This window comes from Mycobacterium sp. DBP42, assembly GCF_005924235.1.
GTDB lineage: Bacteria > Actinomycetota > Actinomycetes > Mycobacteriales > Mycobacteriaceae > Mycobacterium > Mycobacterium syngnathidarum.
Window position 1 is genome coordinate 143,802 of the sequence record NZ_VCMY01000007.1, and the last position, 20,529, is coordinate 164,330.

The window sequence follows — 20,529 nt, forward strand, 5'->3', positions numbered from 1 at the left end:
GTCGGCGGGCAGCTGCGGCCGGGGGCGTTGGCGCCGGCTGGGGACGCGCTGGAAGAGGGGTCGGTCAGGTTTCGGTCGGGGCGCATCGGCCTTGGGGGTCGCTTCCCACGCGGTCAGCGGGGGTCACGCGGCCGGGCAGTGCTTGGTGGGGGCGTTCGGCGTTGTAAATGCGGTCGAATTCGTCGACCTGGGCTTGCAGTTCGTCGAGTGTCTCGGCGAGGGGTTGTTTGTCGAGGTAGCGGAACAGGGTTTGGTGGAAGCGTTCGTTCTTGCCTTGGGTGGTGGGCTTGTAGGGCTTACCCGTGATCGCCTCCACGCCCAGAGCGCCCACGTGGGTGACGAGTTGGCCGATGCACCCGCGCCGCGACGGGTTCAGCGCTGCTCCGTTATCAGACAGGAGCCGTTGGGGCACACCATGATTGGCGACAGCTTTGTCGAAGACGGTGATCGCAGCCTCGGCGGTTTCACCCCAGGCCACGTGCGAGGCCACGGCGTAGCGGGAGTGGTCATCGATGAGTTGGAAGACCACACACTTGCGTCCACGGGTCAAGACGTATTCGGTGGCGTCGAGTTGCCAGCACGCGTTCGGGGCCGGATACACGAACCGCCGCCAGGCTGAGCGGGGCTTTTTCTTCGGCTCCAGGCGTGCCACACCGGCCTCGCGGAAGATGCGTGCCAGTGACGCCGTGGACGGGACCTGCTCCAGGCCCATCACGCGCATCTTCTCGTGCACGCTGATCGGCCCGTGATCCAGACCGGACTGCTCAAGCGCGGTACGAACCTTGATGGCCTGATCCTTGATCTCATCGCTCCATGTCGACGGGCTGGTCTTCGGGCGTCGAGTCCTGGGTTCGAGCACTGCGGCCGGCCCGTCGACCTTGGCGCGTCTACGCAACGCGTAGAACGCCTTTCGAGAAATACCGTGCTCGGCGCAGAACGTCGTTACCGCCCCGCGAGGTGCATCGTCAGGCCACTGCGAGATGGCGAGGCGAACACGAGGATCGATAGGTTCATTAACGGCCACCACCCGAGCCTGGAGCCAGAAGTGTCACCACCAAGACCACTGGAACTGTCACCGATGTCCTGAGACATAACAGCCGCCGCGCCACCGAGGGACCACCCGCGCGGCACCCGCTCCAACTATTTCGATACCATTGGCATCGAAACTTGGGAGGCGCAGCATGCACATCGCAGCAACCGGGGGCACCGGCTATCTCGGGGCCCATACCGTGCGAGGCCTGCTCGCCGCGGGCCATCGCATCCGACTGCTCGTCGCACCCGGCTGCGGCGACGACGAGGTGATCGGCCGCCTCGCCGAGCTCGGCGAGATGTCTGTTCTGGCCGGCGATATCCGCGACGGTGACACCATCGGAGACCTGATCTCGGGCTGCGATGCGCTGATCCACGCCGCGGGCATCGTCGGCACCGACCGCCGGCGCGAACAGCTGATGTGGGAGATCAACGCGCACGCAACCGAAGCCGTGCTGAACCGTGCCGCCGAGGCCGGGCTCGACCCCATCGTCTCGGTCAGCAGCTACAGCTCACTGTTTCCACCGCCGACCGGGGTGATCTCCGCCGACACCCCACCGGCGCCGGGACGCAGCCCCTACGCCCAGACCAAGGCATACGCCGACCGAGTGGCCCGACGGTTGCAGGATGCCGGAGCCCCGGTCGTGGTCACCTACCCGTCGAGCGTGGTGGGACCGGCCTACTTCACCGCCGCCGGGGTCACCGAGCGCGGCTGGGCGCCGATCGTGAAGGCCGGGCTGGCACCCCGGATGACCGGCGGCATGCAGATGATCGACGTGCGCGACGTCGCACTGGTGCACGAGCGACTCATGGCCCCGGGGCGAGGACCCAAGCGCTATGTCTGCGGCGGCCGGATGGTCTCGTTCAACGAGATGATCGATGTGCTCGAACAGGGGGCGGCGCGCAGGGTCCGGCGAATCCCGTTGCCGGGGAGCATCTTCCGCGGCATCGGCCGTTGCTCGGATCTGCTGGGCGCGGTGCTGCCGCTCGGTGACGGGATCAGCCACGAGGCAGCGCTGTTGCTGACCGCGGCCACCCCCACCGACGACGCGAGCACGCTCGCCGATCTGGACATCGAGGCGTGGCGGTCGCCGCAGGAAGCCATGTTGGCCTCATTCGGCCGGTGACACACCCAGTGCCCGGCCCAGTAGCCGCACCAGTCGCTGCTGCAGCTCGGGAGAATCGTCGTCAACCGCGACCGTGGTAGCGAACAGGGCCGCACCCGCGGCCATGGACAGCACAGCCTTCGCATCCGATTCTGTGCCATACCCCCTCGCGGCGAACATCTCGATCGCCGGGCCGCTGAACCCGTCCCACAGCGCCTTGCGCAAGGAGGGGTTCTCCCGCAGCGCCAGCAACAGCCCGGGCACCGCCTCGCTCACATCGGGCCGGACGAACAGCTGATGGCTGCCGCGGACCACCCAGTCGACCCAGCCGGCCAGGTCGGTGCCGGAAAACGGTGACATGTCGGGCGATTCGCCGAGTATCGCGTGTAGCACCAGTTCGGCTTTCGACGCCCACCGCCGGTTCAGGCTGGACCGGCCCACCCCACACCGCGCCGCAACCAGCCGAACACTCAGGTCGTCCCAGCCCACCTCGACCAGCAGCTCCCGCGTGGCCGCGAGCACCCGCTCGTCGATCGACGTGTCGCGTGGTCGCCCGGCCATTCCCCGATTCAACCGCATCGCGGCGCGAGTAGCGTCGCAGACGTGGGCTACCGCGAATTCGATCCGCCACCGCGTCTGGGCGAGCTCGTGGAGTGTCGTTGGGTCCGCACCGGGCCGGCCGAACCGGGCCGGGTCCTTCCCGATGGATGCATGGACCTGATCGAAATGGACGACAGGATCGTCGTCGCCGGCCCCGACACCACTGCGTTCATCACCGTGGGCAGCCCGGACCCGGTGCAGGGGCTGCGATTTCGACCCGGTGTCCTGCCGCGCCTGCTCGGCGTCCCGGCATCCGAAGTCCGCAACACCCGCGTCGATCTGCGCGAACTACGCAGGATCAGCCGGGCCGGCTCACTCGGAGAACTCGCGGTCTCCCTGGCCTCGCAGCCACCTCGCGACCAGACCGCTCCCTGGCCTCTACTCGCGCTTCATGACGTCACGCGTCTAATGGGGGCCGGCGCATCGGTGTCCAGCGCCGCACGCCGCCTCGGCTGGTCGAACCGGACGATGCAGCGGCAGTGCGCGACGGTGTACGGCTACGGGCCCGCCACGCTGCGGCGCATTCTGCGGTTTCGCCGGGCCGTCGACCTGCTCGGCGGGGGCATGAGTTCGAGCGCGGCCGCGGCGCAGGCCGGCTATGCCGATCAATCGCACCTGCACCGCGAGTTCCGCGCCCTGGCCGGGGTGCCGTTGCGCGGGCTCGGTCAATCCGGCAAGGCCGCGAACAGGTCCACCGAGGTCCCGTCGGGGTCCTCGACCGTGGCATAGCGCTGCCCCCAGGGTGCATCGAACGGTTTGAGCGTTCCCGGATGACCGGCTGCGGTGAGCCGCTCATAGAGTTCGTCGACGGCAGCGGGGGCGTCGAGTCCGAACGCCAGCGCCACGCGCCCGGGCCCGGCCGGGGGCGACCAGCCGGGATGCATCGAGGCGATCACCTCTTCGGTGTCGAACGCCAGCCGATTTCCACCCGGCAATGTGACCTCCACGTGCGGTCCGTCCGGTTGGGGCACGTCCAGACCGAGGTGCCGGTAGAAATCCAGGGATCGGGACAGATCTTTTGCGACGATCTCGAAGACCGCCGCGTTCAGGTTCAAGGCCATATCCGCAGGTTAGGGGGTTGCGCTCGGTGCAGTCGTGAACAAATCGGACAACCTGGGCCTTTGTCGGACCGTGGGTACCGAGTAGGTTGGCGTTGACTGTTAGTTACTTGCCAGTAGGGAGAGTTCCGATGCCTGCTCCGTCCGCTGCGGATTTCGCTCGCCTGCGCGCACTCGTCGCAATCGATGACGCTGAAGTCAGTGCGCGCCCGACGAAGACCATCGACGAGGTCTTCACCGGCAAGGAGCTGACCACCATCCCGGTCGGCACCGCCGACGATGTGAGCGCCGCCTTCGCCAAAGCCCGGGCCGCGCAGACCCAGTGGGCCAAGCGTCCGGTCTCCGAGCGCGCCGCGGTCATCGCCCGCTTCGGCCAACTGGTGGCCGAGAATCGCGACTTCCTGATGGACGTGGCTCAGGCCGAAACCGGGAAGGCCCGCTCGGCCGCGCAGGAAGAGATCGTCGACATGATCTTGAACTCGCGCTATTACGCACGGCAGGCCACCAAACTGCTCTCCCCCAAGCGGGTCCAGGGCCTGCTGCCCGGCCTGGTCAAGACCGTGGTCAACCACCACCCCAAGGGCGTCATCGGCGTCATCTCGCCGTGGAATTACCCGATGGCCCTGTCCATCTCGGATTCCATCCCGGCCCTGCTGGCCGGCAATGCCGTGGTGGTCAAGCCGGACAGCCAGACCCCGTACTGCACGCTGGCCAACGCCGAGCTGCTCTACCGGGCCGGGGTGCCGCGCGACCTGTTCGCGGTGGTGCCCGGGCCGGGTTCGGTGGTAGGTACCGCGATCGTCGAGAACTGTGACTACCTGATGTTCACCGGCTCCACCGCGACCGGGCGGACGCTGGCCGAGCAGTGCGGCCGCCGGCTGATCGGTTTCTCCGCCGAACTCGGCGGCAAGAACCCGATGATCGTCACCAAGGACGCCAACCTGGACGTGGTCGCCAAGGCCGCCACCCGCGCGTGCTTCTCCAACGCCGGCCAGCTGTGCATCTCGATCGAGCGGATCTACGTCGAACGGGAAGTCGCCGACGAGTTCACCGCCAAGTTCGGCGAGCAGGTGCGCAACATGAAGTTGTCGGGCGCCTACGACTTCACCGCCGACATGGGCAGCCTGATCTCCGAGGACCAGGTCAAGACCGTCTCCGGCCACGTGGACGACGCAAAGGTCAAGGGTGCCAAGGTGGTTGCCGGTGGCAACGCCCGCCCCGACATCGGGCCGCTCTTCTTCGAGCCGACCGTGCTGACCGGTGTCACCGACGAGATGGAATGTGCCCGCAACGAGACCTTCGGCCCGCTGGTGTCGATCTATCCGGTCGGTTCCGTGGCCGAAGCCATCGAGAAGGCCAACGACACCGAGTACGGCCTGAACGCCAGCGTGTGGGCCGGATCGAAGGCCCAGGGCGAGGCGATTGCCGCGCAGATCAATTCGGGCACGGTCAATGTCGACGAGGGCTACGCGCTGGCGTTCGGCAGCACCGCGGCGCCGATGGGCGGCATGAAGGCCTCCGGCGTCGGACGCCGACACGGGGCCGACGGTATCCTCAAGTACACCGAGTCGCAGACCGTCTCTACTGCCCGGGTGATCAATCTCGATCCGCCGCTGGGCATTTCGCAAACTTTCTGGCAGAAGGCGCTGACGCCGATGATCCAGGCGGTACAGAAGCTGCCCGGGCGTTAGAGTCCTCCCGCTACCGGGGGCGCCGTGCGACGACCGCGAAGTTCAGCGGGATCCGCGGCGCGCCGGGCGGTAGCTGCCAGCCTTGTTCGCAGGGCAACAGGGCCGGGAATGCCTGCCAGTCCATGTAGGGCAGTTCGGCCAATGCCTCGATGACGAGCCCGGCACGCAGCAAGGACATCACGACTTCGGACAGGTCGTGGCGCCACTCGTGGTTGCGCGCATTGGTGATCTGACCGGCCGAATTCTCGGTGTAAGTCCCTGCGTCGTCGTAGGTTCGGACGCCCCCGCCACTGAGATAGTCGTCGGTGACGTCCCACGGCTCGCAGTCCATGGCACTCAGGAGCGGATGGTCGTCGCGGATCATGAACACTCCACCCGGCTCGAGCAGGTCATGGATCGACCGAGCCCAATTCGCGAGTTCCGGCAGCCACACGATGGTTCCGGTACTGGTCACCACGATTTCGAAGCGTCGCCGGATCAGCGTCGAGGCGAACCGCGCGTCGCCCTCGACCCAGGTGATGTCACGGCGGCCGTCGGCCTCGGCGATCCGGGCCGCGTGCCGCAGCGAGTTGGGCGAGAGGTCTACTCCGTGCACATCACGGGCTCCGAGCCGCGCCCAGGAGATGGTGTCGGTGCCGATATGGCACTGCAGATGCAGCAGCGAACGGTCGCTCACCCCGCTCTCCGGCAGGTGCGGCGCGAGCACCTCAAGGTCATTGCGCACCACCCAGGAGATATCGGTGGGGTCGGCGAGAAACCCTGGAACGTCATACATCTCGGATTGGGCATGCACATCGGCCCGGTCGTCCCAGTTGTCCCGGTTCGCTGCCAGCGCCTGTGCTTCGTTCACCGGTCCAACCATACCGAGCCTCGACGTCGTCGAGCCTGCGCGAAGACTCAGCTTCCGGCGATGCCGTCCAGGCGCTTGGTCGCCGCCTCGAAACCGCTCACCAATTCGGCCATGATGTCGGCCACGGGGCGAATCTTGTTCATCCGGCCCACGATCTGTCCGACCGGCATGGATACGGTGTCGGGGTTGTCGGATTCGTTCATCCGCTGGTGGGCCTCGCTGACAAGGATGTTCTGCAGCGGCATGGGCAGCGGCTCCGGTGCGTCCGGGGCATCCCAGGCGTCGGTCCACTTGGTCTTGAGCAACCGGGCCGGCTTACCGGTGTAGATCTTGCGGCGCACGGTGTCAGCCGTGGTCGCCTTGAGCAGCGCCTCCTGGATCGTGGAGGTGCCGCCAGGCAGCCGGTGGCCCAGGTCGTACTCGGCCGCGGTCAGGAAGGCCGAGCCCATCCACACACCCGAGGCTCCCAGCGCCAGAGCGGCCGCCACCTGCTTGCCGGTGCCGATACCGCCGGCAGCCAGCACCGGGGCCTTGCCGTCAAGGGCATCAACGATTTCCGGCCACAGCACCATGGACCCGATCTCGCCGGTGTGCCCACCGGCCTCGTGGCCCTGGGCCACGACGATGTCCACGCCGTTCTCGACGTGGCGCAGCGCGTGCTTGGCGCTGCCGGCCAGCGCGGCCACCGGAACACCTGCGGCGTGCGCCTGTTCGATGACGTCGTTGGGTGGCGAACCAAGCGCGTTGGCGATCAGCTTGATCGGATGCTTGAGGGCGACGTCGACGTGGCTGCGGGCCACCGAGTGCAGCCAGCCCAGCACACCCTCGTTGCGCTCCTCGTCCTGCGGCAGCGGCGGAACTCCGAGATCGGCAAGGGTTTTCGCGACGAAGTCGCGGTGGCTCTGCGGGATGAGTTTGTTGATGTCGACGGCCGTGCCCTCGGTCGGGATCTTGGCCGGCATCACCACGTCGACGCCGTACGGCTTACCGTCGGTGTTGGCGTCCATCCACTGCAGAACCTCTTCGAGGTCGTCGGCGTCGTTGAATCGCACGCAACCCAGCACGCCCAGACCGCCGGCCTTGCTGACCGCGGCGGCCACCTTCTCCGACGGGGTGAACACGAAGATCGGGTATTCGATCCCGAACCTCTCGCAGAGATCGGTCTTCATCATTTCGCTCCAACATGATTCGCGTGCACGTCATCGGCGGCCCGCTCCTCGGTGGTGTCCTTGGCCCACCGGTAGTCGGGCTTGCCCGCCGGCGAGCGCTTGACCTCGTCGACCAACCACAGGCTGCGCGGCACCTTGTAGCCCGCGATCTCGCTGCGCACGAAGGTATCGAGCTCGGCCAGGGTCGGGCGCGCCCCCTCGCGCGGCTGCACGACGGCTGCCACATGCTGACCGAAGCGCTCGTCAGGAACCCCGACCACGAGCGCGTCGAACACGTCCGGGTGTCCCTTGAGCGCTGCCTCGACCTCTTCGGGGTAGATCTTCTCGCCGCCGCTGTTGATCGATACCGAGCCACGGCCCAGCATGGTCACGCTGCCGTCAGCCTCGACCTCGGCGTAGTCACCGGGGATGGCGTAGCGGACGCCGTTGTAGGTCCGGAACGTCTCGGCGGTCTTCTTCTCGTCCTTGAAGTAGCCGACCGGGATGTGGCCGCACTTGGCGAGAATGCCGCGCACCCCTGAACCCGGGACCACCTCATTGCCGTCCTCGTCGAGCACCTTGGTGTTCTTGTCGATGGTGACGCGCGGGCCGCCGGTGTGCGACTGGCCCTTGGCGACCACCGAGGTACCGCCGAAGCCGGTCTCCGAGGAGCCGATCGAGTCGGTGATGATCCGGTTGGGCAGCAGTTCGAGGAACTTTTCCTTGAGGCTCGTCGAGAACAGGGCTGCGGTGCTGGCAAGCAGGAACAGGCTGGACAGGTCGTATTCGTTGCCGGCGTCCTGGTGGGCGATAAGTGCGTCGAGCAACGGCCGTGCCATCGCGTCACCGGTGAAGAACAGCAGGTTCACCTTGTGCTCGTGGATCAGCCGCCACGCGGCGTCGGCGTCGAATTCCGGCATCAGCACCACGGTGTGGCCGGTGAACAACGCCATCCAGGTAGCCGACTGTGTCGCGCCGTGGATCATCGGCGGGATGGGCAGCCGGACCATCGGCGGGTTGGCGACCGCCTGCTTGGACAGGTCGTACTCGTCGGCCACGGGCTCGCCGGTGGCGAAGTCCGTGCCGCCGAACAACACCCGGTAGATGTCCTCGTGACGCCACATGACGCCCTTGGGGAATCCGGTGGTGCCGCCGGTGTAGAGCAGGTAGATGTCGTCGGCGCTGCGCGGGCCGAAGTCACGCTCGGGCGAGCCTTGGGCCAGCGCATCCTCGAAGGCGACGCCACCGTAACGCTGGTAGTCGTCGTCGGTTCCGTCCTCCACGACCAGAACGGTCTTCAGCAACGGCGTCTCCGGAAGCACGTTGGCCACGCGATCGGCATAGCGACGCTCGTGGATCAGCGCGACCATGTCGGAGTTGTCGAAGAGGTACTTCAACTCGCCCTCGACGTAACGGAAGTTGACGTTGACCAGGATTGCGCCGGCCTTCACGATGCCCAGCATCCCGATCACGATCTCGAGGCGATTGCGGCAGTACAGGCCGACTTTGTCGTCCTTCTTGACGCCCTGGGAAATCAGGTAGTGAGCCAGGCGGTTGGCCTTCTCCTCCAGTTGGCCATAGGTCAACTGCTCCTCGCCACAAATCAGCGCGACACGGTCCGGCACAGCGTCGATGGCGTGCTCGGCAAGATCAGCAATATTCAGAGCCACAGAACCTAAACTAGAACGTGTTACATTTCGAGACAAGTCTGGGTTGAAAATGCATAGGAGCTGACACTCGTGAGCGATACCGAAAAAGGGCCCGATGCCCTCATTGAGCAGCGCGGACACACTCTGATCCTGACGCTGAACCGGCCGGAGGCGCGCAACGCCCTTTCCACCGAGATGCTCTCGATCATGGTGGCCGCCTGGGACCGCGTCGACAACGATCCGGAGATCCGCACCTGCATCCTCACCGGTGCCGGCGGGTACTTCTGCGCGGGCATGGACCTCAAGGGGGCAACCAAGAAGCCGCCGGGCGACTCGTTCAAGGACGGCAGCTACGACCCGTCGCGCATCGATGGTCTACTCAAGGGCCGCCGGCTCACCAAGCCGCTGATCGCCGCGGTCGAGGGCCCGGCCATCGCCGGCGGGACCGAGATCCTGCAGGGCACCGATATCCGCGTCGCGGGCGAGAGTGCCAAGTTCGGTATCTCCGAAGCCAAGTGGAGCCTGTACCCGATGGGTGGCTCGGCTGTGCGCCTCGTGCGCCAGATTCCCTACACCATCGCGTGCGACATGCTGCTGACCGGACGGCACATCACCGCCGCCCAGGCCCTCGAGTACGGCCTGATCGGTCACGTCGTGCCGGACGGCACCGCACTGGAGAAGGCCCTGGAGATCGCCGAGGTGATCAACAACAACGGCCCGCTGGCCGTGCAGGCCATCCTCAAGACCATCCGCGAGACCGAGGGCATGCACGAGAACGAGGCGTTCAAGCCCGACACCGCCAACGGCATCCCGGTGTTCCTGTCCCAGGACGCCAAGGAGGGCCCGCTGGCTTTCAAGGAGAAGCGTGCGCCCGTCTTCCAGATGAAGTAGCGCCGGACGACGTTGCGCTGAAGATTTCGGTCGGCATCAAGCCGCAATCTTCAGCGTTGTCATCGGCTCCCGCACGGCAAAACCGAGGCCCTGCTCGATATTTCGAGCAGGGCCTCGGTTCATCTCAGGCTCTCAGCGCCAATGTCCGGGCGGGGGCGGTCCCCAATGCCCCGGCGGCGGCGGTGGCGGGCCCCACGGCCGCAAGGGCGGAGCAGGGAATGAGGACAGCGGAGCCGGTCCCCCAACCTGAACGCTCGTGGGCGCTGGGACCGGCGCCGCACTGGCCTGACCGGCTATTCCGACGGCTCCGGCCAACAACGCCCCACCCAGCACCACTCCGCTCAACACGCTTCGCCCAGTCAAATGTCGTGCCATCACGTGCACTCCTCTAATCGTCGCGTCACATCCCCCGATGTCGCGAGGCTGTATAATTAGATGACCTATGCGAACCCCGTGTACAGGTTGCACAGCGAATACCTAGCTGGCACATAGGAGTACACAGTCGCAGCGACGAGTGGGCAGGACGGCGCGGCCACGATCTGGCACCTGACCGACGCCCGCACTTAGGTCAGAATCCGGCCTTACTCGCCTACCGGGCCGGATCATGTCACGCCGGAAACGATTCAGCCAGATGCCACTGATGACGATCGCCACATCGCCGTGCCGACGGGCCCACGCCACCATTACCCGAACAAACTCAACCATTTATCGGGATTGCCTCAGGATTTCGATATATTCTTCAGCGCCCCCATTCAGCCGCCGGTAGTATTATTCGCAATTCCGAATTTCACCATCGTTGAAAGTCGAGTGGGAATTGGAAAGTCCCGCGCGAGTACCATCGGCAATATGCCTACTTTCAATGTAAATTCCGTGGACTGGGATGAGATTTACCGCGGCGAGGCCGACTACGCCCCGGGTGAACCTGGCTGGAATATCGGGGAAATGCAGCCGGAAATAAGCGCCCTTCATCGACAGGGCCGGCTAGCGAGCCCGGTCCTCGACTCCGGGTGCGGGGTTGGCGTGACGACACTGAGTCTTGCCGCGCTCGGCTATGAAGTGATCGGGCTGGACCTGTCCAGGGACGCCATCGCCAAAGCCCGGCGAGCCGCATCACGAAGTGGATTGAATGCCAGCTTCAGCACAGCCGATTTGAGCAAATCCACAGGTTTCGAAGAATACTTCAACACCGTGATCGACGGACTGGTGCTCCACTGTTTGCCGCAGCAACATAGGGCTCGTTACCTGCGATCGTCGGCGCGGTCCCTGAAGCGAGGCGGTAATTTCTTTTCCCTGGTATTCGCCAGCGACGCCTTTCCTCCCGATGCCGAATTCGGTCCACGATCGTTCACCGAGCGAGAGCTTCGCGACATTGTCGGCGAACACCTCACCGTCGATGCGGTGAGGCCGGCGAGGGCGCGGGTCAATGCGCCACGGCGCCTGCCGGCCGGTTTCGAGTACCGCAATGTGACGATCGGCTCGGACGGCCGGGCACAGCTACCGGCGTGGCTGGTGACCGCACACCGGCGCTGATCGGACCGCCGGAGGGCGTCGAGCGGCCTTCCTAGAGCCCGATCACCTACGACCCGATCGGCGCCGTCGGGGTGAACACCACGGGCATGGCCTCGGGTCCGCTGACGAAGTTCGCGGGCCTCAGCGGCACCTCTGCAGCCTCGGCCAGCCGCAGGTCGGGCAGCCGGACCAGCAGGCGCTCGAGCATCAGCCGCAGCTCCAGGCGGGCCAGCTGGTTACCCAGGCAGAAGTGGGTGCCGAAGCCGAAAGCCAAGTGGCTGTTGGGGTTCCGGTCGATCCGGAATTCATCGGGATCCCCGAAGACCGCTTCGTCGAAGTTGGCCGACTCGAACATCAGCATGATCTTCTCGCCGGCCTTGAGGTCGGTTCCGTGGAACGTCGTGTCGGCAGTCAGCGTGCGGCACATGTTTTTCACCGGCGAGGTCCAGCGCAGCATCTCCTCGATCGCGCCGGGCAGCGCCTCTCCGTTCGCGACGAGCGCTTCCCACTGATCGCGATGGCGCAGCAGTTGTTCGGTGCCGCCCGACAACGTGTGCCGAGTGGTCTCGTCGCCGCCGATCAGGATCAGCAGCGTCTCGAAGACGATCTCGTCATCGCTCATGCGCTGACCCTCGACCTCAGCGTTGACCAGGATCGAGAACAGGTCGTCGGATGGATTGGCCCGCCGCTTGGTGATCTCTTCCTTGGTGAACGCGGTATAGGCGGCGAAGGTGTCCATGAGGTTCTGGATCACGGTCTCGTCCACGTGCGACGAAAGCCCGCACACCAGGTCGTCGGACCACTTCAGCAGCATTTCGCGTTCACTGGGCAGCACCCCGAGCATGTCGCCGATCACCGCCATCGGCAGTGGCGCGGCGATGTCGCGGACGAAGTCGCATTCCCCGCGTTCACACACCGCGTCGATCAGGGTGTCGCACAGGGTCACGATCGACGGCACCTTGTCCATGACCCGCTTACGAGTGAAGCCGGAGTTGACCAGCTTGCGCCGCAGCAGGTGGGCCGGATCGTCCATGTCGATCATGTACGGCATGCCGGGCTGGTCCGGACGGATGCCGCCGGCACTGGAGAACAGCTCCGGCGCGCGTTCGGCATCGAGGACGGCCTGATACGTCGTCGCGGCTGCCTGGCCGTTGCGGTCGCGGAACACCGGCTCGTTGGCCCGCATCCAGCGGTAAGCCTCGCGCGCGCCGCCGTCGGAGTAGAACCTCCCGTCGGCCAGGTCGACATCAGGCTTGGTAGAGGGAAGGACCTGGGTCACGAAATCTCCTTGGCGTCAGCGAACGTCATCTGCACATTGCGGGCCGAGCTGGACAGCATCGCCCGCTTGGGCAGGCCCAGCTCCGCGAGTTCTGCGGCGTACGGATGGTCACCGAGCCGGATCCGGGCTCCGCCCGGCCGGTAGCGCACGCCGGAAAGCCGCATCTGGCCTTCGGTTTCGCGCAGCACCCCGTCGAGACAGGAGAAGGTGGACTGCACCTGAGGCCTGGCGGTCAATGCCGACGGCACCGGCAGGCCGGGCTTGAATTCCATCCCGACCGCCAGCCGGCCGTCGATATTCACCTCGAACCCGTACGGCTTGCCCTCATGAACGGTGAAGTCCGCCAGGACTTTCGGATAACCCCAAATTTGGCGGCCGGCCTGCAGCGTGAACTCCCCGTCGACCGGGAGGTGATGCACGAGGGCACCGGCCGAGCCCATGCCGCGCAGCCCCGAACCTTCGGCTCCCGGCCGGTTCACCATGACGTTGGTGCCGTACTCCAGGTACGGGCCCAGATCGCCGTCGATGTAGCGCATCAGCATCAGCACCACGATCGCGCGGCGTGGTCGATGCCGGTATACGCGCATGCCGCTGTACTCGATCATGCGCTGCGCGGCATCGGCGTCCACCGAGAACATCGCCATGTGCTGCTCGGCGGTACGGATCTGCACCGGCATCGTCAGCACGGAGCCGGCGACGGTGTGTTGCGAGGGCCCGGAGGCGGAGGCACTGTGACTCACGCCATAAATCTAGAACCTCGAGTAGACAGGTTGCAAGAAAGTGTCTAGTCGGGTTTCAGACGAGACCCGCGAGGTCCTTGATCTGCTCGGCGGAGCGGGCACCCACGACCATCATGGTGACGCCAGCGGCCTCCCACGCCTTGATCTGCTCCTTGACGTAGTCGAGGTTCCCCACGATCGCGGAGTCGTCGACCAGTTCGTCGGGGATGATCTTGGCGGCCTCGTCTTTCCGGTCACTGCGGAACAGCTTCGTGACGTCATCGACGACCTCGGCATATCCCATCCGGCGGTACACGTCGGCGTGGAAGTTGGTGTCCTCGGCACCCATTCCGCCCATGTACAGCGCCAGATGGGGCTTCATCAACTCCATGATCGCCGGCCGGTCGTCGGTCACCACCACCTGCGCGGTGGCACAGATCTCGAAGGTCTCGCGGGTACGCCGGGCGCCGGGGCGGGCGAATCCCTCGTCGAGCCACTCGTTGTACATGCCGGCGATGCGCGGCGAGTAGAAGATCGGCAGCCAGCCATCGGCGATCTCGGCCGCCAACGCGACGTTCTTGGGCCCCTCGGCGCCCAGCATCACGGGGATGTCGGCACGCAGCGGATGCGTGATGGGCTTGAGGTTCTTTCCCAAGCCGGTCGTACCCTCACCGGTCAACGGCAGCGGGTAGTGCGGGCCGTCACTGTGGACCGGAGCCTCGCGCGCCCATACCTGGCGCAAGATGTCGATGTACTCGCGGGTGCGGGCCAGCGGCTTGGGAAACTTCGCGCCGTACCAGCCCTCGACCACCTGCGGGCCGGACACCCCTAGGCCGAGGATGTGGCGGCCACCGGAGAGGTGGTCCAGCGTCAGCGCGGCCATCGCGCACGCGGTGGGCGTACGGGCCGAGAGTTGGATGACCGACGTGCCCAGGCGCATGCGGGTCGTTTCCCGCCCCCACCAAGCGAGCGGGGTGTAAGCGTCCGAGCCCCAGGCCTCTGCGGTGAAGACGGTGTCGAAGCCCTCCGCCTCGGCCGCGGCCACGAGTTCGGCGTGGTTGGTGGGCGGCTGCGCGCCCCAGTACCCGAGTTGCAGACCGAGCTTCATTTAGATTGCCTTCCCACGTGTCCTTGCCACGATTGTTAGAACCTGTTCTACTCGATGTGTGACAGCCAGCCAAAGCCGCCCGGCCTCGACAGATCACCGTGAGCCGCCACTTTCCGCGCCACTGAAACTGTCGTTTGACTACACCCGTTCAGTCGGTCCGCTGCTCAGCCAGTTCTTCACTGCCCTGCGTGAGCGCCGGATCGTCGGCGTGCGCGGGTCCGACGGACGCGTGCATGTGCCACCCGCTGAGTATGACCCGGTCACCTATGAGGCGTTGACCGAGGTCGTACCCGTCTCCAGCACCGGGACCGTGATGTCCTGGACCTGGCAACCCGAACCCCTCGAAGGGCAGCCGCTGGACCGGCCGTTCGCCTGGGCGTTGATCAAGCTCGACGGCGCCGACACACCGCTGCTGCATGCCGTGGACGTCGCCGAAGGTGAGCTGACCACCGGGGCCCGCGTGCACGTGCACTGGGTCGACGAGCCGGTGGGTGCGATCACCGACATCGCGTACTTCGTCCCCGGCGAAACCGCCGAGGACGTCCCCGCCGTGGCGGCCGACGACCGTGACCCGGTCACCATGTTGGTGGTCCCGTCGGCCATCGAGATCCAGCACACCGCTTCGCGTCCGGAGAGCACCTATCTGCGCGGCCTGCGCGACGGCAAGCTGCTCGGCGCGCGCTCCGGCGACACCGGCAAGGTGTACTTCCCGCCCAAGGAAGCCGATCCGGCCACCGGCCGGGAACTCGACCAGTTCGTCGAGCTGGTGGACAAGGGCACGGTCACCACCTTCGCGATCATCAACATCCCGTTCGCCGGCCAGCGCATCAAGCCGCCATATGTCGCGGCATACGTGCTGCTCGACGGCGCCGACATCCCGTTCCTGCATCTGGTCACCGACATCGATGCGTCCGAGGTGCGGATGGGCATGCGGGTCGAAGCGGTGTGGAAGCCCCAGGAGGAATGGGATCTCGGCATCGACAACATCTCACACTTCCGGCCGACGGGCGAGCCCGACGCCGACTACGACAGCTACAAGCACCACCTGTAAAGGGACCACATGTCTTCTCGTGAAGTAGCCGTCGTCGGTTTCGCGCATGCGCCGCATGTGCGCCGTACTGATGGCACCACCAACGGCGTCGAGATGCTGATGCCGTGTTTTGCAAGCCTCTACGAAGAGCTCGGTCTCCAGCAGACCGATATCGGTTTCTGGTGCTCGGGTTCCTCCGATTACCTTGCCGGCCGGGCCTTCTCGTTCATCTCGGCGATCGACTCGATCGGCGCGGTTCCGCCGATCAACGAATCGCATGTCGAGATGGATGCGGCCTGGGCGCTGTACGAGGCTTACATCAAGATCCTGACCGGCGAGGTGGACACCGCGTTGGTCTACGGCTTCGGCAAGTCTTCGGCGGGTGTGCTGCGCCGGGTGCTGGCCCTGCAGACCGACCCCTACACCGTCGCGCCGCTGTGGCCGGATGCGGTGTCGCTGGCCGGACTTCAGGCCCGGTTCGGTCTGGATGCCGGTAAATGGACCGCCGAGCAGATGGCTCAGGTGGCCCTGGACTCGTATGCCGCGGGTGGCCGCATCGACCGTGAGCAGGTCACCGGCAGCATCAGCGAATTGCTGGACCGTCCGTACTTCGCCGAACCACTGCGCCGCCACGACATCGCCCCGATCACCGACGGTGCCTCGGCGATCGTCCTGGCAGCCGGCGACCGGGCCCGCGAACTGCGCGAAAACCCGGCCTGGATCACCGGATTCGAGCACCGCATCGAGACCCCGGTGCTCGGTGCGCGCGATCTGACGGTCTCGACCTCGACTGCCGCGTCGGCTCAGGCCGCCACCGGCGGTGACGTGAGCTCGATCGAGGTCGCCGAGATCTACGCCCCGTTCACCCACCAGCAGTTGATCCTCACCGAGGCGATCGGGCTGGGTGAAAGCACGAAGGTCAACCCCTCCGGTGGCGCGTTGGCCGCCAACCCGATGTTCTCGGCCGGCCTGGAGCGCATCGGTTTCGCCGCGCAGCACATCTTCTCCGGCTCTGCCGGGCGCGTGCTGGCGCACGCCACCAGTGGCGCTGCGCTGCAACAGAATCTGGTCGCGGTCCTGGAGGGCGGGCGATGAGCGCCTGCGTGAAGAGCAGAGGAGCCTGAGCATGGCTAACAAAGCAGCGGTACTCGGCACCGGGCAGACCAAGTACGTCGCCAAACGGCACGACGTGTCGATGAACGGGCTGGTGCGCGAGGCGATCGACAAGGCGCTCGCCGATTCCGGTTGCACCATGGCCGACATCGACGCCGTGGTGGTCGGCAAGGCGCCGGACTTCTTCGAGGGCGTCATGATGCCCGAGCTGTTCATGGCCGATGCCACGGGCGCCACCAACAAGCCGCTGATCCGCGTCCACACCGCTGGTTCCGTGGGTGGTTCGACCGCGATCGTCGCCGCGAGCCTGGTCAAGTCCGGCAAGTACCGCCGGGTGCTGACGATGGCGTGGGAGAAGCAGTCGGAGTCGAACGCCATGTGGGCGTTGAGTATTCCGGTTCCATTCACCAAGCCGGTCGGCGCGGGCGCGGGCGGCTACTTCGCGCCGCACGTGCGGGCCTACATCCGCCGCTCCGGCGCTCCGAACCACATCGGCGCGATGGTCGCGGTCAAGGACCGGATCAACGGCGCCAAGAACCCCCTGGCCCACCTGCACCAGCCCGACATCACACTGGAAAAGGTGATGGCCTCGCAGATGCTGTGGGACCCGATCCGGTTCGATGAGACCTGCCCGTCATCCGACGGTGCCGCGGCCATGGTGATCGGCGACGAGGCGGCCTCCGACGCACGGGTTGCCGACGGTCACCCGGTGGCCTGGATCCACGCCACCGCGCTGCGCACCGAACCGTTGGCCTACTCCGGGCGCGACCAGGTGAACCCGCAGGCAGGCCGGGACGCGGCGGCGGCGTTGTGGCGCGATGCCGGGATCACCAGCCCGATCGACGAGATCGATGTGGCCGAGGTGTACGTACCGTTCTCCTGGTTCGAGCCGATGTGGTTGGAGAACCTCGGTTTTGCCGCCGAAGGCGAGGGCTGGAAACTCACCGAAGCCGGCGAGACCGCGATCGGCGGGAAGATCCCGTTCAACGCCTCCGGCGGTGTGCTCAGCTCGAACCCGATCGGCGCGTCCGGCATGATCCGGTTCGCCGAATCGGCGATCCAGGTGATGGGCAAGGCCGGCGATCATCAGGTCGAGGGCGCCCGCAAGGCGCTGGGCCATGCCTACGGCGGTGGCGCGCAGTACTACTCGATGTGGGTCGTCTCGGCTGACAAGCCGGCTGACAAATGACAGCCCGCATGAAGTACACGCTCAGCGTGGCCATGGGGCCACTGGAGCATCTGACCGGATTGGCCCGCACCGCAGAGGAGGTCGGATTCGATTCGATCGCGCTGCCGGACTCGCTGTTCTACATGGAGAAGCAGGCCGCGGACTACCCGTACACCCCGGATGGTTCGCGGATGTGGAACGCCGAGACGCCGTGGGTTGACCCGCTGATCGCGGCGGCCTCGATGGGGGCGGTCACCACGACGCTGCGCTTCTACACCAACGTGATGAAGCTCGGGTCGCGTAACCCGCTGCTTCTGGCCCGCCAGGTCGGTTCGGTGGCCAACCTCACCGACAACCGGTTCGGGTTCGGCATCGGGATCGGCTGGGCACCAGAGGAATTCGAGTGGTGCGGGGTGCCGTTCGCAAAGCGCGGCGCCCGTGTCGACGAGATGATCGAGGTGCTCAGGCTCGTGCTCGGCGGCGGCATGGTCGAATTCCACGGCGAGTTCTACGATTTCGAGCGCTTGCAGATGAGCCCGGCTCCGTCGAAGCCCGTCCCGTTCTACGTCGGCGGGCACACCCCGGTCGCACTCAAGCGGGCGGCTCGGGCCGGTGACGGCTGGACCAGCGCGATGATGACGTGCACACAGCTGGCTGAGACAGTGACGACGATCAACAAGCTGCGGGCCGAATACGGCCGGGCCGATGAACCGTTCGAGTTCCAGGCGGTGTGCATCGACAAGTTCGATCTCGACGGGCACCGTGAGCTGGCACAGGCCGGCATCACGGACAACATCGTCATTCCGTGGATGCTCGAGGGTCTGGGCTTCGACGCCCCGCTGGAGAAGAAGCAGGATTCACTGAAACGGTTCGCCGACACCTATATCCACTCCGGATGGCAGGACTGAGATGACCATCACCGATCCTGAACACCCAGCTCACCTGGCGGGCAAGCGGTCCCGGGACGCGGTGGCTGCCCGGGACAAGCAAGCCTGGCTGGCCAATTTCGCCGACGACGCGATCGTGCAGGATCCCATCGGGCCGTCCTTCTTCGATCCCGAGGGCAAGGGCCACCGGGGCAAAGAAGCCATCGCGGCGTTCTGGGACAAGGCGATCGCCCCGACCGACAACCTCGAGTTCAAGTTCGTCGACACGTTCCAGTGCGGCAGCGAGGAAGCCAACGTCGGCAGCATCGTGACCACGATGGGCGGGCACCGCATCACCACCCCGGGTGTCTTCACCTACCGGGCGAACGACGCGGGACAACTCGTGGCCCTGCGGGCCTACTGGGAAGTGGACCGCGCGAGCGCCGAAAAGCTCGACGGCTAGAGTTCGGCGAGACCCGTGAGGTAACGCTGGGCCAGCTCCCGGTATGCCGCCGGGTTGGTCTGCACCCATACCTGCGCACCGGTGCCTGCGATGGGTCCTCGGATCTTGGCAGGCGCTCCGGTGACCAGTACCTCGTCGGGAATCTTGGTGCCCCCGACCACCAGTGAGTGCGCCGCGATCAGGCTGCGCCGGCCGATCACCGCCCCGTCGAGCACCGTGCAGTGGTTGGCGATCAGCGCGTCCTCGCCCACGTGTGCACCGTGCACCACGCACATGTGGGCAACCGTTGCACCCGGGCCGATGTCGACCGGGATCCCCGGTGGCGCGTGCAGCACCGAACCGTCCTGGACGTTGGCGCCCTCGCGGATGACGATCGGGGCGAAGTCGCCCCGCAACACGGCGTTGAACCACACCGAGGCACCGGCCTCGATCGTGACGTTGCCGATCAACGTTGCCGTCGGGGCGACGAATGCGCTCGGGTCGATCACGGGCGCCCGGCCCTCGAACGAATACAGCGGCATCGTCCACATATACCGCAGGAAACCGGTCCCGGCGCGGCGACGCGTACCCTGAACAGTAACTATGTCGCTCACGACAACAAACCACCCCAGGTTCTTGATTTCCACCGGCCTTGCTGCAGCCATCGTCAGCACGGTGGTCGCGTGCTCGCCTACCGGCGATTCGCCGAGTACGCCGTGGGTTGCCACGCCGTCCACCTCGCCATCGGCCACGGCATCGAAAACGCCGAAATCGCAGGCCTCCGACTACAGCTACCTGTTGCTACAGGCGGAGGACGTCAGCATTCCGCCGGAGGTGTTCACCGCCCGCACCAGCAAGGTCAATCCGGACGGGCAGGAAGGTGCCAGCGCGCTGTTCGTCAACGCCGACGACACCCGGGCCATCGCCGACACGATCTTGATCTACCCCGATGTGGCGACCGCATCGGCAACGTTGAAGCAAGCCTCCGCGGCAGTCAGCACCATGGTGACCGGGGGCCAGCCGCAACCGGTTCCGGTGGGGACCAACGGCACCGTGATATCGGGCATGGCGCCCGACGGCAAGAAGGCCGTGACGCTGCTGATGTACACCCAGGGGCGCGCAGTGGTGCGCCTGGAGTTCGACAGCAATCCGGACGACCCGGTCTCGCCACAGACGGTGGCCGCCGTTGGTCGGATGCAACAGATCGCCTTGAAAATTGGCCTTCCGGAGCGGGAGTAAGTCCCGTTCACGGCGGGTATGCCGCAGGTCACGC

At 66.1% G+C, this 20,529-nt stretch carries 20 protein-coding genes and 1 pseudogene; 11 read left to right on the forward strand and 10 right to left on the reverse strand.

Annotation, left to right across the window (positions count from 1 at the left end; translation table 11 throughout):
* Window positions 1-53 precede the first annotated feature (53 nt).
* Window positions 54-982, reverse strand: a pseudogene (locus tag E0T84_RS10675) (integrase core domain-containing protein); the annotation flags it as partial.
* A 199-nt stretch (window positions 983-1,181) separates the two neighbouring features.
* Here E0T84_RS10675 and E0T84_RS10680 point away from each other — a divergent pair.
* Window positions 1,182-2,156, forward strand: coding sequence for an NAD-dependent epimerase/dehydratase family protein (locus E0T84_RS10680; protein ID WP_138744432.1), 975 nt, complete (start codon window positions 1,182-1,184; stop codon window positions 2,154-2,156).
* On the opposite strand, the gene E0T84_RS10685 is transcribed toward E0T84_RS10680, so the two are convergent.
* The gene (locus tag E0T84_RS10685) at window positions 2,142-2,696 is read right to left on the reverse strand and encodes a helix-turn-helix domain-containing protein (protein WP_070946204.1); all 555 of its coding nucleotides are present in this window, start codon (window positions 2,694-2,696) and stop codon (window positions 2,142-2,144) included. The two genes, E0T84_RS10680 and E0T84_RS10685, sit on opposite strands and share 15 nt — an antisense overlap.
* A 42-nt stretch (window positions 2,697-2,738) precedes the next feature.
* On the opposite strand from E0T84_RS10685, the gene E0T84_RS10690 reads away from it, so the two are divergent.
* Window positions 2,739-3,464: a helix-turn-helix domain-containing protein gene (locus E0T84_RS10690; RefSeq protein WP_138744433.1), complete on the forward strand. Its 726-nt coding sequence runs from the start codon at window positions 2,739-2,741 to the stop codon at window positions 3,462-3,464.
* On the opposite strand, the gene E0T84_RS10695 is transcribed toward E0T84_RS10690, so the two are convergent.
* Window positions 3,401-3,796 carry a VOC family protein gene (locus E0T84_RS10695; protein WP_138744434.1) on the reverse strand — a complete coding sequence of 132 codons (396 nt, stop codon included), beginning with the start codon at window positions 3,794-3,796 and terminating at the stop codon, window positions 3,401-3,403. The two genes, E0T84_RS10690 and E0T84_RS10695, sit on opposite strands and share 64 nt — an antisense overlap.
* A gap of 128 nt (window positions 3,797-3,924) precedes the next feature.
* Between E0T84_RS10695 and E0T84_RS10700 the strand changes: the two genes are divergently transcribed.
* Window positions 3,925-5,484: a succinic semialdehyde dehydrogenase gene (locus tag E0T84_RS10700; RefSeq protein WP_138744435.1), complete on the forward strand. Its 1,560-nt coding sequence runs from the start codon at window positions 3,925-3,927 to the stop codon at window positions 5,482-5,484.
* Window positions 5,485-5,494: 10 nt separating this feature from the next.
* Here the strand turns inward: E0T84_RS10700 and E0T84_RS10705 are convergent, their stop codons facing one another.
* The 3 genes from E0T84_RS10705 to E0T84_RS10715 are packed head-to-tail and all read right to left on the reverse strand — an operon-like array spanning window position 5,495 to window position 9,188.
* The gene (locus E0T84_RS10705; RefSeq protein WP_070946234.1) at window positions 5,495-6,334 is read right to left on the reverse strand and encodes a bifunctional 2-polyprenyl-6-hydroxyphenol methylase/3-demethylubiquinol 3-O-methyltransferase UbiG; all 840 of its coding nucleotides are present in this window, start codon (window positions 6,332-6,334) and stop codon (window positions 5,495-5,497) included.
* Window positions 6,335-6,381: 47 nt separating this feature from the next.
* A complete protein-coding gene (locus tag E0T84_RS10710; protein WP_138744436.1) occupies window positions 6,382-7,503 on the reverse strand; it encodes a nitronate monooxygenase family protein in 1,122 nt (373 codons plus the stop codon).
* Complete coding sequence (locus E0T84_RS10715) at window positions 7,503-9,188, reverse strand: acyl-CoA synthetase (protein WP_171054977.1); 1,686 nt, start codon at window positions 9,186-9,188, stop codon at window positions 7,503-7,505. Before E0T84_RS10715 ends, E0T84_RS10710 begins: the two co-directional genes overlap by 1 nt.
* Window positions 9,189-9,221: 33 nt before the next feature.
* Here E0T84_RS10715 and E0T84_RS10720 point away from each other — a divergent pair, with 33 nt between their 5' ends.
* The gene (locus E0T84_RS10720) at window positions 9,222-10,022 is read left to right on the forward strand and encodes a crotonase/enoyl-CoA hydratase family protein (RefSeq protein ID WP_070184937.1); all 801 of its coding nucleotides are present in this window, start codon (window positions 9,222-9,224) and stop codon (window positions 10,020-10,022) included.
* Window positions 10,023-10,868: 846 nt separating this feature from the next.
* On the forward strand, window positions 10,869-11,552 hold the full coding sequence (locus E0T84_RS10730; RefSeq protein WP_138744439.1) for a class I SAM-dependent methyltransferase: 684 nt from the start codon (window positions 10,869-10,871) through the stop codon (window positions 11,550-11,552).
* 46 nt (window positions 11,553-11,598) lie between these two features.
* On the opposite strand, the gene E0T84_RS10735 is transcribed toward E0T84_RS10730, so the two are convergent.
* The 3 genes from E0T84_RS10735 to E0T84_RS10745 all read right to left on the reverse strand — a co-directional run bounded on the left by E0T84_RS10735 (window position 11,599) and on the right by E0T84_RS10745 (window position 14,637).
* On the reverse strand, window positions 11,599-12,810 hold the full coding sequence (locus E0T84_RS10735; RefSeq protein ID WP_138744440.1) for a cytochrome P450: 1,212 nt from the start codon (window positions 12,808-12,810) through the stop codon (window positions 11,599-11,601).
* Window positions 12,807-13,487 carry an acetoacetate decarboxylase family protein gene (locus E0T84_RS10740; protein ID WP_138744471.1) on the reverse strand — a complete coding sequence of 227 codons (681 nt, stop codon included), beginning with the start codon at window positions 13,485-13,487 and terminating at the stop codon, window positions 12,807-12,809. The genes E0T84_RS10735 and E0T84_RS10740 overlap by 4 nt, the downstream gene beginning before the upstream one ends.
* Before the next feature lie 118 nt (window positions 13,488-13,605).
* Window positions 13,606-14,637 carry an LLM class F420-dependent oxidoreductase gene (locus tag E0T84_RS10745; protein WP_138744441.1) on the reverse strand — a complete coding sequence of 344 codons (1,032 nt, stop codon included), beginning with the start codon at window positions 14,635-14,637 and terminating at the stop codon, window positions 13,606-13,608.
* A gap of 58 nt (window positions 14,638-14,695) precedes the next feature.
* Here E0T84_RS10745 and E0T84_RS10750 point away from each other — a divergent pair, with 58 nt between their 5' ends.
* Genes E0T84_RS10750 through E0T84_RS10770 form a run of 5 tightly spaced genes read left to right on the forward strand, consistent with a single transcriptional unit; the run spans window position 14,696 to window position 19,277 of the window.
* On the forward strand, window positions 14,696-15,688 hold the full coding sequence (locus E0T84_RS10750) for a Zn-ribbon domain-containing OB-fold protein (RefSeq protein WP_138744442.1): 993 nt from the start codon (window positions 14,696-14,698) through the stop codon (window positions 15,686-15,688).
* Window positions 15,689-15,697: 9 nt separating this feature from the next.
* The gene (locus E0T84_RS10755) at window positions 15,698-16,762 is read left to right on the forward strand and encodes a thiolase domain-containing protein (RefSeq protein ID WP_138744443.1); all 1,065 of its coding nucleotides are present in this window, start codon (window positions 15,698-15,700) and stop codon (window positions 16,760-16,762) included.
* A gap of 31 nt (window positions 16,763-16,793) precedes the next feature.
* Window positions 16,794-17,969 (forward strand): thiolase domain-containing protein, encoded by a 1,176-nt coding sequence (locus tag E0T84_RS10760; protein WP_070186739.1) that lies wholly within the window; start codon window positions 16,794-16,796, stop codon window positions 17,967-17,969.
* Window positions 17,970-17,977: 8 nt separating this feature from the next.
* Window positions 17,978-18,856: a TIGR03619 family F420-dependent LLM class oxidoreductase gene (locus E0T84_RS10765; protein ID WP_070946195.1), complete on the forward strand. Its 879-nt coding sequence runs from the start codon at window positions 17,978-17,980 to the stop codon at window positions 18,854-18,856.
* Between the two features lies 1 nt (window position 18,857).
* A complete protein-coding gene (locus E0T84_RS10770) occupies window positions 18,858-19,277 on the forward strand; it encodes a nuclear transport factor 2 family protein (RefSeq protein ID WP_070186741.1) in 420 nt (139 codons plus the stop codon).
* Here the strand turns inward: E0T84_RS10770 and E0T84_RS10775 are convergent.
* The gene (locus E0T84_RS10775) at window positions 19,274-19,798 is read right to left on the reverse strand and encodes a gamma carbonic anhydrase family protein (RefSeq protein ID WP_070186755.1); all 525 of its coding nucleotides are present in this window, start codon (window positions 19,796-19,798) and stop codon (window positions 19,274-19,276) included. The genes E0T84_RS10770 and E0T84_RS10775 overlap by 4 nt on opposite strands.
* Before the next feature lie 61 nt (window positions 19,799-19,859).
* On the opposite strand from E0T84_RS10775, the gene E0T84_RS10780 reads away from it, so the two are divergent.
* Entirely contained in the window at window positions 19,860-20,495 is a 636-nt protein-coding gene (locus E0T84_RS10780) for a hypothetical protein (protein WP_171054978.1), read from the forward strand.
* The last annotated feature ends 34 nt before the right edge of the window (window positions 20,496-20,529 follow it).